Annotated in this window: 11 protein-coding genes; 7 read left to right on the top strand and 4 right to left on the bottom strand. The window is 42.3% G+C overall.

The window, feature by feature from the left end; all coding sequences use genetic code 11:
• Positions 1 to 3: 3 nt before the first annotated feature.
• Together H8S51_RS17090 and H8S51_RS17085 are read left to right on the top strand one after the other, a co-directional pair.
• Complete coding sequence (locus H8S51_RS17090) at positions 4 to 681, top strand: membrane-spanning protein (protein WP_186899209.1); 678 nt, start codon at positions 4 to 6, stop codon at positions 679 to 681.
• A gap of 50 nt (positions 682 to 731) precedes the next feature.
• Positions 732 to 1,436 (top strand): hypothetical protein, encoded by a 705-nt coding sequence (locus H8S51_RS17085; protein ID WP_186899208.1) that lies wholly within the window; start codon positions 732 to 734, stop codon positions 1,434 to 1,436.
• 132 nt (positions 1,437 to 1,568) lie between these two features.
• Here the strand turns inward: H8S51_RS17085 and H8S51_RS17080 are convergent, their stop codons facing one another.
• Both H8S51_RS17080 and H8S51_RS17075 read right to left on the bottom strand, forming a co-directional pair.
• Positions 1,569 to 2,909 (bottom strand): butyryl-CoA:acetate CoA-transferase, encoded by a 1,341-nt coding sequence (locus tag H8S51_RS17080; RefSeq protein ID WP_186899207.1) that lies wholly within the window; start codon positions 2,907 to 2,909, stop codon positions 1,569 to 1,571.
• Between the two features lie 256 nt (positions 2,910 to 3,165).
• Entirely contained in the window at positions 3,166 to 4,236 is a 1,071-nt protein-coding gene (locus H8S51_RS17075) for a glycosyltransferase family 2 protein (protein WP_241070795.1), read from the bottom strand.
• Positions 4,237 to 4,610: 374 nt separating this feature from the next.
• Between H8S51_RS17075 and H8S51_RS17070 the strand changes: the two genes are divergently transcribed.
• A complete protein-coding gene (locus tag H8S51_RS17070) occupies positions 4,611 to 5,822 on the top strand; it encodes a class I SAM-dependent rRNA methyltransferase (protein WP_186899284.1) in 1,212 nt (403 codons plus the stop codon).
• Between the two features lie 314 nt (positions 5,823 to 6,136).
• Here the strand turns inward: H8S51_RS17070 and H8S51_RS17065 are convergent, their stop codons facing one another.
• The gene (locus tag H8S51_RS17065; RefSeq protein ID WP_186899206.1) at positions 6,137 to 6,649 is read right to left on the bottom strand and encodes a nitroreductase family protein; all 513 of its coding nucleotides are present in this window, start codon (positions 6,647 to 6,649) and stop codon (positions 6,137 to 6,139) included.
• A 286-nt stretch (positions 6,650 to 6,935) separates the two neighbouring features.
• Between H8S51_RS17065 and H8S51_RS17060 the strand changes: the two genes are divergently transcribed.
• Entirely contained in the window at positions 6,936 to 7,271 is a 336-nt protein-coding gene (locus tag H8S51_RS17060) for a winged helix-turn-helix transcriptional regulator (RefSeq protein WP_006857229.1), read from the top strand.
• 169 nt (positions 7,272 to 7,440) lie between these two features.
• The gene (gene rlmD / locus H8S51_RS17055; protein ID WP_241070794.1) at positions 7,441 to 9,003 is read left to right on the top strand and encodes a 23S rRNA (uracil(1939)-C(5))-methyltransferase RlmD; all 1,563 of its coding nucleotides are present in this window, start codon (positions 7,441 to 7,443) and stop codon (positions 9,001 to 9,003) included.
• 147 nt (positions 9,004 to 9,150) lie between these two features.
• Here rlmD and H8S51_RS17050 read toward each other — a convergent pair whose 3' ends face one another.
• Positions 9,151 to 10,341, bottom strand: coding sequence for an IS630 family transposase (locus H8S51_RS17050; protein ID WP_186899205.1), 1,191 nt, complete (start codon positions 10,339 to 10,341; stop codon positions 9,151 to 9,153).
• A gap of 73 nt (positions 10,342 to 10,414) precedes the next feature.
• Between H8S51_RS17050 and H8S51_RS17045 the strand changes: the two genes are divergently transcribed.
• The gene (locus tag H8S51_RS17045; RefSeq protein WP_117921155.1) at positions 10,415 to 10,672 is read left to right on the top strand and encodes a helix-turn-helix domain-containing protein; all 258 of its coding nucleotides are present in this window, start codon (positions 10,415 to 10,417) and stop codon (positions 10,670 to 10,672) included.
• Positions 10,673 to 11,093: 421 nt separating this feature from the next.
• Complete coding sequence (locus H8S51_RS17040; protein ID WP_227701584.1) at positions 11,094 to 11,801, top strand: LytR/AlgR family response regulator transcription factor; 708 nt, start codon at positions 11,094 to 11,096, stop codon at positions 11,799 to 11,801.
• The last annotated feature ends 1 nt before the right edge of the window (position 11,802 follow it).

The following is an 11,802-nucleotide window of genomic DNA, read 5'->3' as shown; positions in this document are numbered from 1 at the left end:
AAAATGGAACAGTCTAAAATGATAATAAAAAGGAATCTGCTTTTCTGGGGGAAATATGGCGTGCAGATGACAGCGATCCTTATGGGTTTTGTTATATTGTATGGCTTCTTTTTCAGCCTGGGTAACAGTGCCGACGATGGATTCTGGCAAAATGCCAATCTTTTTGCCATCCTTATAGGAATTATGTTTAATTACATCGGACCAATCAGTTATGCAGGTGCGTATATCCCGATGGTCATTTCCTTTGGCTCTGGCAGAAAAGAGGCTGCATGGGGAGCACAGCTTTTGTATGCAGTCTATGCAGTCACGTCATATCTGTTTATCCTTTTTACAGGCTATATGTCAGTTGGCAGATTGGAAGGCTTTAAAAATATACTGATTGCGGAAGCGTTCCTTTTCTGCATAGCATTCGGACAGATCTGTGCTGTATTGCAGATGCATTATGGAAAAAAGGGAATGGCGGTAGGAATTATTATAACGATAGCAGTGGTATTTTTTGTGGGTGCCGGTTTTGTTACAGGAGTCGGGTTTTGTGATACGGTGATCGCATGGGTTGAAAGCCTGTCCGGCAGTATTGTTGCAGGAGTGCTTGTGATCGGTGCAGTTGCAGCGGCAGTGTTTTATGTAATAAGCCTGGTCATGATGCTTCGTGTTGTGTCAAAGTATGAAGTTCGTGTGTAATAAATTTGTGCAGAAAACCGGGACGATATGAAAGGCGCAGGGTGTGAAAAATGATCGAAAATTTTTTGATACAGTGTAAAACAAGAAAGATGGAAGTGTTGCAGTTCCTTGTGGCTGCATTTGGCGGTTATGTGTTTGGAATCATTGTTATGATGATTATCCGGGCAAACACCGTGGAAAAAGAATGTGTAACGCTTGGAATGCTGATTGGGATGATTATATTGGTATTTATGCATTTCTTTGGAATCACATTTTCATTTGTTGGAGAGTTTAATATGGCGCTGTCTATGGGCGCAACAAGAAAATCATTTGTGGGAAGCTATGCATTGTTTAATATGGTGGAACTTGCAGGCTTGGAATTGTTACTGTTTGTACTTGGAAAGATAGAACTTGCATTAATCAGTGTGATCTATCCGCAGTGTGAAATTATACTGGATGTTACACAGTATTTTCAGTGGAAATATCTTCTTGCGGTTATCGTTGGAATGACGGTTGTTGAACTGTTTTTAGGGGCTGTGATCCTTAGGTTTGGCATGAAAGCATTCTGGGTAGTATGGGCGATCTGGATGTTTCTCACACTTGTGCCGGTCAAATTGAGTGAAAATGAAGTGATGGCAGCAAAGATGCATCAGCTTGGTGAACAGATCGGTCTGGAAAATATCGTGCAGTATCTGTTTGCCGCCGGAGTTGTGGCAGCAGTTATTATGGCAGTGCTGGGGTGGAATTTATTGAAAAAACAAAGAGTGACAGTATAAGAAGAAAAGGCAGAACCGGGGATGAAGCGGTTCTGCCTTTTTCTTGATTCGTGATAATAGAATGTTCGCGGAGCGTCCATTCTATAATTCATAGGAAATTACATCCTATGAATTATAAAGTTTACAAGCAATCTATTTGTTGCTGCGTCTCCAGATGTGCATTCTTTCTGCTTCTTTGATCAGCTCGTCACGGAAATCCGGGTGAGCGATGGAGATCAATGCTTCGGCTTTCTGCCAAGCGGAAAGTCCTTTGACATTTACTTTACCATATTCCGTTACAACATAATGTGTGTTGGCACGGGTATCAGTTACGATGGAACCGTTTGCCAATGTCGGGCGGATTCTTGACTGTACCTGTCCGTCTTTGGTCTTAAAGGTCGAGGACAGGCAGATAAAGCTCTTGCCGCCTTTTGACAGATAAGCACCTAATACGAAGTCTAACTGTCCGCCGGCACCACTGATCTGCTTGATACCTGCTGACTCTGCATTGACCTGACCGAAGAGGTCGATATCAACGGCGTTGTTGATGGAGATAAAGTTATCGAGTGCAGAGATGGAACGGATATCGTTGGTATAGTCAACCGGAGCACTCATTAGCTCTGGGTTGTCGTCTAAGTAATCGTACATTTTCTTGGTACCTGCACCGAAAGCGTAGGTCTGACGGTAGCGGTCAATATTTTTCTTTGCACCGGTGATCTTTCCGGCTTTTGCGATGTCAACGAATGCATCTACATACATCTCTGTGTGGACACCAAGATCTTTTAAGTCGGACTCCGCGATCAGGGAACCGACAGCGTTTGGCATACCACCGATACCAAGCTGCAAACATGCACCGTTCGGAATCTCGTCTACGATCAGTTTGGCAACCGTCTTGTCGATATCTGTTGCAGGACCGCCGGCACCAAGCTCGCCGATCGGAGGATTAGAACCCTCTACGATATATGTTACATCGGAAATGTGAATTCCGCATTCTGTTCCGCCAAGGCAGCGCGGCATGTTTTCATTGACCTCTACGATGATGTGTTTTGCTCTCTCACACATTGCACCGAGATGGGAGGCACTTGGTCCGAAATTGAAATATCCATGGGAATCCATCGGAGCTACCTGAAACATTGCTACATCATCCGGGCAGTCAAGCTCGCGGTAGTAACGTGGCAGTTCGGAGTAACGGATTGGTGAATAGAAAGCGCATCCGCGGCTGATCATTTTACGTTCGATACCTGACATATGCCATGAGTTCCATGTAAAGTGCTCACCGGCGTCCTCGCGTGCGAAAGTAGCTAACGGTTTTAAAAGGATACCACCGCGCAGGTTTACGTTTGTCAACTCATCGGTACGTTTTGCCAGCGCCTGATCAAGGGCATCTACGGTGTTCGTACACCATCCGAAGTCAACCCAGTCACCGGATTTGATCAATTTTACCGCCTCATCGGCAGATACAAGTTTCTGTTTGTATTCCTGTGAATAATCCATCACAAATACCTCCTCATAATTGTTAAAAATCATGATATAAAAAGATTGTTAAAAATTTACCATAGTCTTATCCTAACACTTTATGGAGGGTTTGACAAGTCAATTAAGTTACTGTTCACACATACTGTGTGAGCAGTAACAATTACAGCCCATTTTAAATGCATCTTCGATGCATGGGGCTGTAATCTGGCATGATATAGTCTTTGGCGCACAGCTTGACAGCAAGTGTCAAGCTTGCGAGTGAACAGTAACTCAATTAATTCTCTACCGGCATCGTCCAGCTCTGCGACTCACGGCGGTATTTTTCCAACGCTTCCTCATAGCTTGAAACCAGCATGGTATCCGAAGGGATATTCGATTTTGCCTCGGCGAGAAGCAGTTCATAACATTCGACCAATCCGTATAGTGGGAGATCGCCGTTGGTGTGGACATCTAAGATGCTCTCCGTCTCGTAGGCGGCATTGTAAAACCAGATAACAGCCTCATTTAAATCCTTCTGTGCAAGAAAATAGGTGCCAAGTTCATAACAGATCTCGGAACATGGAGTGGTCAGCATATCCTTCATCGTCAGCTTGAAAAATTCATTTTTGTTGTCCTCTAGGCGGTATACATGTGCGAGTACGCAGGAGGCTTCTTTCATCGCATCATCGGAGAGGTCATGCTCTAAGATATACTGAAAGATCGGTTTGGCATCCCAGAAATCTTTTGTATCACCAGTCTTTAACAGCTCTTTGGCATACATGGTGCGGATTTTTGGAGAAAGCTCGTGACCACTCTGGAAGTTTTTGATGAAAATAGAGAAGTCACGTTTGCTGTGAAAGTTCTGTGGTTTATGTAAAATTTCAACATCACTGTCAAAAATCACGGGAGTAAGTCTTACTGTCTCGTGCACCGGATCGACCCAGGTAAAGGTGCGCAGACGTTTGAACAGCTTCGGACGGTATTCTTTTTTTGCATTTAAAACGGTGTCAAAATCAGCGTCCGTCACATATTTCATCTGAACGATCTCGATTTCCGGCAGCAGTGCATTTTTCAGACGCAGAAAACGCTCATGGTTAAATTCATCTAAAACCTCGTCTGCATCGGCGGTATAGATGTAATCCATGTTTGCCTTGGAAAAAGAAAAATTTCTCGCCGCGGAAAAATCGCTTGTCCATTTAAAATCATAGATCTGACTGGTGTATTTTGCAGCGATCTCCTTTGTGTGATCCGTAGAACCGGTATCTACGATGATGATCTCATCCATAAGATCTGCAATTGAATCGAGGCAGCGGGCAAGAACCGCTTCTTCATTTTTTACGATCATGCATAAACTTATCGTAGCCATGGAAAGTCCCCCTGTTTGTGTATGTTTTTTATAATGATTCACAACAGATATATGTAGTGCTGTATATGTCGTATGAAAAAATATAGTCTGCTTTTTTATAGTATTTATTATATCGGACATGGCAGGCAGTTACAAGAAACAGTTTTTGTTTAAAAAATATTTTATAGGCAGCATGGAATGTGCTACAATGGGTAAATGCAAAAATCAGGAAATGAGGAAAACAAATGCAATTAAATGAACAATGGATGCAGAAAACCATTGTGGTGTGGATCGGTGCACTGCTTTGCTGTGCCTGGTGGCATTGGTGCTGGTCTGCGTGGAGATTTATGTTGTAAATTATGGAAAAGAAAAAGCGTGAGAAAGGTGGATGGAAAATGAGTGCAGTTGTGACATTAAAAAAGGGTGAAGGAAGAACGATCAAGGCAGGCGGTGCATGGATTTTTGATAACGAGATTGATACGGTCATGGGAAGTTTTGAAAACGGAGAGATCGTAGTTGTGCATGATTTTGACGGCTATCCGATGGGAAAAGGATTTATCAATACCAATTCAAAGATCCGCATCCGCATGCTGACGAGACATGTGGATCAGGAGATCGACCGCGCATTTTTACAAATGCGTGTAAAAAATGCATGGGAGTACCGCAAAACAACGGTCGATACATCATCCTGCCGTGTAATCTTCGGGGAAGCAGATTTCCTGCCGGGACTTGTCATTGATAAATATGAGGACGTACTTGTGGTAGAGTGCTTAGCACTTGGCATGGAGCAGTTTAAGGAGACGATCGTTTCCTTATTAAAGGAAGAACTTGGAAAAGACGGCATCAAAGTGCGTGGCGTTTATGAGAGAAGCGATGCCAATGAGCGCACCAAAGAGGGACTTCCAAAGGTAAAAGGATTTATCGGCGAGGAATTTGACACTAACGTTGAGATTACAGAAAACGGTGTCCGTTATCTGGTTGATGTCGTAAACGGACAGAAAACCGGATTTTTCTTAGACCAGAAATATAACCGCCTTGCGATGCAGCGGATCTGTAAAGGGAAAAAGGTGTTAGACTGCTTTACCCATATGGGAACATTTGCCTTAAATGCCGGAATTGCAGGGGCAGCGGATGTCACAGGTCTTGACATTTCCGAGTATGCCGTGCAGCAGGCAAACGAAAATGCGCGCAGAAACGGACTGGAGGATACCGTTCATTTCCGCTGTGCGAATGTGCTCGATGAACTGCCGAAACTGGCGCAGAGCGGCGAGCAGTATGATGTTGTCATCTTAGACCCGCCGGCATTTACCAAGTCGCGCCAGGCAACGAAAAACGCGATCAAAGGTTACCGTGAGATCAACATGAAAGGCTTAAAACTGGTAAAAGACGGCGGCTATCTTGCAACTTGTTCCTGCTCCCATTTCATGACACAGGAACTTTTGGCAAAAACAGTCAAAGAGGCGGCAAAGGCAGCACACAAGAGACTCCGCCAGGTGGAATTCAGAACACAGGCGCCGGACCATCCGATTCTCTGGGCAAATTCTGAGAATGTGCCGGAGAGTTATTACTTGAAGTTCTATATCTTCCAGGTCGTAGACGAACGCTAGGCGTTCGTCATGAGAAGTAAGGACTGGGAAGTGGTGGAAATGCTTGATTGATAAGTGATGGAAGGCATTTGACGTTGACAGAGAAAACCTCGTAAAGTATCGCAAAATATCACAAAACCGTGATTCAAAGTGGTAAGAAAAGTGGTAAGTCTGAGTGGTAAGCACCTGAATAGAAAAGTGATAAAGAAATTGCCAGGGCAATGTACCGTCTCCAGAAGTCGGATTAAAATCCGACTTCTGGAGACGGTACATGATCCTGGCAATTTTTGTGATGATTCAAAATCACAGGTCTGCTTATGAAACAGTTTATTGTTTTAAAGGTAGGAAACCAGCTCATCCATGTCAATGCGCATATCTTTATGACGTTCTGTGGATGCGTCCGGTTCATCACTGTATCCGAGTGCTAAGATATTGACCGGTTCTAAGTTTTCCGGAAGGTTCAGTTCTTCTTTTAATATGTCCGGGTTAAAGTAGCAAATCCAGACACTGCCAAGACCAAGCTCGGTTGCCTCAAGCATCATATGGTCGGTCAGGATCGAGGCATCGATGTCGGTTGTGATCTTGCCGTCAAACGGACGCTTCCAGGCTTTTGTCTTATTGGCACAGACGACAATGGCAGCCGGTGCCTGATAAATATTTGCTGCTTTTCCGACTTTTTCCAGTCCTTCTTTGCTTTTTACGACTATAAGGCGTACCGGCTGCATGTTCGCGGCGGTCGGTGCTACGTGGGCAGCCTCTAAGATTTTATCCAGTTTTTCCTGTTCAATTTCTTTTCCTGTGTACTTTCGTACAGAATGTCTCTTTTTTGCAATCTCTAATAATTCCATGATAATCTCCATTCTTGAGCTGTTTTTTGCGCATCTTGAGTTTGTGTGTAAGCACGGATCTTGCGTGTGAAAAATCTTATTTTTCACGCTAATCCTCCATGCTTGAGCTGATTTTTGCACATAATTGAATTTCATGCGGTTTCGCTGGGATAATCCTGTTTATTTCGGATTCTATCTTGTGTTTCTGAACGTTCATGTCTATAATTATATGGAAATGCAGAATATAAGCAAGTATGCACTTTTTTGATATATACTTCCGAAAAAGTAAGTAAGGAGAAATAGATCTATGAATAAGGAATTTAACTGTCCGGTGGAGGCGACGATCTCCCTGATCGGCGGCAAATACAAGTCGGTCATTTTGTTTCATCTGATGGGAAAAACGCTCCGCTACAGTGAACTTCATAAAAAGATACCGAAAGCCACCGATAAAATGCTCGCACAGCAACTTCGGGAACTGGAAAAAGACGGACTTATCAAAAGAACCGTCTATCCGGTTGTCCCGCCCAAAACAGAGTACAACCTGACGGAGTTTGGAGAGAGCCTGTCACCGATCCTAAATGCCATGTGTAACTGGGGAGAGTCCTATCTGAACATTCCGAGTCAGTGTGTGGAAGAGTCGTGAGGCGGAAAGGTTTGAGGGACAAGTGAAAAGCAGGAATACTGTGTCTTGGTGCAGAGCGAGGAACAGAGCACGATGAGAGATTGAGGATTGTGCGCAGGATTTGTGCTTGTGCGTAAACATGAGATGTCAATGAAAGTGTTGTTTTTATTGAAAAGAATGGAGGATTGAAATGGCAGATAAAAATGCAATGAAAAATAAAAGTGCAATGAGGAACAAAAGTAAAGTTAAAAATAAAGACATAGCGAAAAATAAAGCTGCAGGCAAGAAAAAGTATGCAGTTGATAAAACAATGAAGCAGGAGGCAGAAAAACGAACCGCCGGAAAAATGGGAAAGAAAAAATATGCGGTTGATAAAACAGTGAAGCAGGAAGCAGAAAAGCGAACCATCGGAAAAATGGAAAAGAAGTATGCAGTGACTAAAGCATTTAAAGAAAAAACGGATCATGGAAAATCGGTAAAAGAGAAAAAAGTATCAGGAAAAAACACGTCGGAAAAAATGATCACGAAGAAGCAGAACGCAGACATGTGCCAGTATGCAAAAAAATGCGGTGGTTGCGATTATCAGGGACTTTCCTATGAAAAACAGCTCAAAGAAAAGCAGGAATATGTCAGAAAAAATGTCGGTGGATTTTGCAGAGTACTGCCGATCATCGGAATGGAAAATCCGTATCATTACCGCAACAAAGTGCATGCGGTATTTGACATAGCAAAAGGTGGGACAGTTATCTCCGGTGTATACAAAGCAGGAACGCATGATGTGGTAAACATTGATTCCTGCCGCATTGAAGATGAAACAGCGGACGCGATCATCCGTGATATCAGAGGACTTTTACGTTCTTTTAAGATCAAAACATATGATGAGGATACCGGATATGGTCTGCTTCGTCATGTATTGGTTCGCCGTGGTTTTCACAGTGGGGAAGTCATGGTGGTATTAGTACTCGGTTCGCCAATCCTGCCGTCAAAAAATAATTTTGTCAAAGCATTGCGCAAGCTCCATCCGGAGATCACAACCGTTGTCCTTAATGTCAATGACAAAAAAACAAGCATGGTTTTAGGAGAAAAAGAGACGGTAATCTATGGTAAAGGCTACATTGAGGACACACTTTGTGGATGTACATTCCGTATTTCCCCGAAATCTTTTTATCAGGTCAATCCGGTGCAGACAGAGATACTTTATACCAAAGCAATCGAATATGCCGGACTGACAGGAAAAGAGCGGATCGTGGATGCTTACTGCGGTATTGGAACGATTGGTCTTATCGCAGCGTCAAAAGCCAAAGAAGTCATCAGTGTAGAATTAAACCGTGATGCAGTGAAAGATGCCGTGACCAATGCAAAACGCAATGATATCAAAAATGCCCAGTTCTACAATGCCGATGCAGGACAGTTTATGGTAGAAATGGCAGAATACCGTGACGATCAGAAAAAAAATCCGACACCGGCTTCTGGAAAATCAGGAAAAAGAGCAACGCCGGATGGAAATGTGGATGTCGTATTCATGGATCCGCCAAGAGCAGGCAGTGATGAGGCATTTTTATCTTCGGTTGTCCGTCTTGCACCGAAACGCGTGGTGTATATTTCCTGTAATCCGGAAACCTTAGCAAGAGATTTAAAATATCTGACTAAACATGGGTATGAGGCAAGAGAGTGCCAGCCGGTGGACCTTTTTCCTTGGACAAAACATGTGGAGACGGTAGTTTTGATGTCAAAGGTGAACCCTGACAGGTAAATAGAGTGTAGCAGATAAAGGACTTTCTCAGAGGCTATCGTTAAAAGGTATATGAAGTCTTGCGGAAAGTCCTTTTTTGATGCTTGCAAATAGCCAAGTGGGAATTGGTCTACTCGGCAGGGTTGACACTAGTATAGCTGTCAGTAATTAACTCGACTTTTTGACTGGCAACGTATCAACCACCACTTCTTCATTTGGATCAATTTCTTCAAGTTTGTACTTCCAATGATATATAACAGGTTCTTCATTTACTTCATCAAAGTATTTATATATACGCTGCACAAGTTCATCCTTAGTTTTTACACGAATGCCCTTGAGCATCTGGCGAGTAAGTTTACTGAAGAAGCCCTCAACAAGATTCAACCATGAACCGTGCTTTGGAGTAAATACAAATTCAAATCTTCCTGGTACGGTTGCGAGGTATTTTCTGGTTTCCTCAGAAGAATGAACTTTAAGGTTATCCAACACCAGACGAATCTTATCTGATTTTGGATACTTGTTATCAAGTTTTTTAAGAAATTCGATATAGTCCTTACTGTTATGGGACTCTTTAACGAGTGGAATCGCCTCACCTGTTTGCAAATCTATTCCGGCAAGCAGTGAAATGGTTCCAAGACGCCTGTACTCATAATCTCGGCTTATGGTCTTATGATTATTATCCGGCTGGATATCTTCTGATGTGGTGGCAATTGCCTGGATTCCAGGTTTCTCATCATAAGAGAGTACATGCACCACCTGATCATCTTCACAAAATGGAAGAAGTTGTCCTTTTTTATCGAACTGTAATGATAGCTGTTTATATACCAGAAGGACATTGTGCATCTTTTGGTCAAAATCCGGATCACGATTTTCATAGTAATAAGTTATTTTGTTAGGCTTAATATCTGCCTCTTCAAGTATTGTGCGAACCTTTGACTGACTTATAGTTGATAACCTTGTATAACCTGCATTTTCTGCAAACTTATTGATATGTTTTGTGAGAAGGGCACGTGTCCATACTTCTGCTGAATAGCCAAGATTAACCGGCTTCTGACATGCGATATTTATAATCCACGTCTTTTCGTCATCGGTTATTTCAGCATTACGACCACGACCGGGAGCATCAAACAAGGCGTTTTCGACACCGCCCTCTTTGAATTTATTCAAGCACAACATTACACTGCATCTATTGATGCCTACTTTATCAGCAATATCATTAATAGAAACACCATCAGCACGTAACAACAGTATTCTTGCTCTACACACGGTTTGTGCCTGTATTGTTCTAGCACGAGTTTGTAATTCAAGATACGAACGCTGCTCCTCTGTTAGTGTTATTGTGTTTACTTTTCTGCCCATGAATATGACCTCCCTATACAATTATATGAAGATTATATCATGGAATACTTATTGAGTCGAGTTAATTAAAAACATTTATACTAGGAAAGAAATCTATGAAACGGAGCTGCCACACAGGGCGGTGGCGGTCTATCTGTATCTGGAGACTCGTGCGGACAGGGAGAGGACATGCTATCCGGCAATCGGTACCATTGCCAGAGAGCTGCACCTGTCTGTAAGTACGGTCAAGCGTGCAATCCGCGATCTGGAGTGTGCAGGATTTATACAGAAAAAGCAGAGATGGCGTGAAAATGGAGGAAAGAGCAGCCTGCTCTATGAAATCATAAAATAGGCACAAAGGGATTACTGCGCCGGTCAGGTGGACTATGGTATGGTTCACCGTGGCCTGTGCAGGGAACTTTTCACTTTAAGGGGGAAGGACAGAGAAAAGAAAATACAGTTGGCGATATGAAACATCAATATTTTTTTGGAAAAAACTAAGAATTGAAGTATTATCAGATGGATCATGTGGGGGATTCATAAAGTAGTGGTATCAACATGACGATATAGAAAATGCAGGGAAGCATTGTATTTCAAAGAGTTTGAGATACAGTGCTTCTGCGTTTCTATAGGAGATAGTCGTTCTATGCGCAAAATAGTCATTTGATGCAGAGAATGATCGAGTGAAAGATTTGTTTGATATAATAAAGAGTGCTAGGTGAGACTTGTATGGTTTACAGGTATGAGAGCAATCAAAGACAGGAATGAAAAATATGAACATTATTATTTGTGATGACAGGATAGATGACAGAAAAAATTTGTCAGATTTGCTGTCAGACTATGGTGAAAAAAAGAATTATGAGTTTACTATTACAGAATATGAATCCGGAGAACAGTTATGCGAAGAACAATCGGCTTTGGAAGCGTGTCAGCTATTATTTCTGGATATCAATATGCAGGGGATGGATGGACTGAAAACAGCTATGAGGATTAAAGAAAAATATCCAAAACTTCCGGTTGTGCTGGTGACGGCATACATGAATTACGCACTGGATGGATATAAGGTGAAAGCAAGCCGTTTTCTGCTGAAAGATAACCTTGCAGATACTATAGAAGAATGTATGGATGATTTGATAGCAGAAATTAATAAAAACCGTAGGATTCTCGAATTTCGTTTTGTGGAAGGAACGATAAAACTTTATGCAGATGACATCATTTATATAGAAACAGAGCTTCACAAAAATGTATTTTATACAGAAAAAGGGACATTTCAGATTTATAAAAAACTGGATGAACTAGAAAATGAATTCAAGGATATGGGATTCGTGCGGGCACATCTAAGTTTTCTTGTAAATATGAGGTACATCACAAAAATCAGCGGTTATGTGATGACACTTACCACGGGAAAAAAGATTCCGGTTCCCAAGGCACGATATGCACAGGTAAAGAGGGAATATATGCTGTATAAGGGAGAAGAATAAC

Source organism: Roseburia rectibacter, assembly GCF_014287515.2.
Taxonomy (GTDB): Bacteria; Bacillota; Clostridia; order Lachnospirales; family Lachnospiraceae; genus Roseburia; species Roseburia rectibacter.
This window is presented reverse-complemented; position numbering and strand designations above follow the sequence as displayed.

Coding starts and splice junctions, on each gene's coding strand:
- H8S51_RS17090 (WP_186899209.1), top strand. CDS start 4: ATGGAACAGTCTAAAATGATAATAAAAAGGAATCTGCTTTTCTGGGGG.
- H8S51_RS17085 (WP_186899208.1), top strand. CDS start 732: ATGATCGAAAATTTTTTGATACAGTGTAAAACAAGAAAGATGGAAGTG.
- H8S51_RS17080 (WP_186899207.1), bottom strand. CDS start 2,909: ATGGATTATTCACAGGAATACAAACAGAAACTTGTATCTGCCGATGAG.
- H8S51_RS17075 (WP_241070795.1), bottom strand. CDS start 4,236: ATGGCTACGATAAGTTTATGCATGATCGTAAAAAATGAAGAAGCGGTT.
- H8S51_RS17070 (WP_186899284.1), top strand. CDS start 4,611: ATGAGTGCAGTTGTGACATTAAAAAAGGGTGAAGGAAGAACGATCAAG.
- H8S51_RS17065 (WP_186899206.1), bottom strand. CDS start 6,649: ATGGAATTATTAGAGATTGCAAAAAAGAGACATTCTGTACGAAAGTAC.
- H8S51_RS17060 (WP_006857229.1), top strand. CDS start 6,936: ATGAATAAGGAATTTAACTGTCCGGTGGAGGCGACGATCTCCCTGATC.
- rlmD (WP_241070794.1), top strand. CDS start 7,441: ATGGCAGATAAAAATGCAATGAAAAATAAAAGTGCAATGAGGAACAAA.
- H8S51_RS17050 (WP_186899205.1), bottom strand. CDS start 10,341: ATGGGCAGAAAAGTAAACACAATAACACTAACAGAGGAGCAGCGTTCG.
- H8S51_RS17040 (WP_227701584.1), top strand. CDS start 11,094: ATGAACATTATTATTTGTGATGACAGGATAGATGACAGAAAAAATTTG.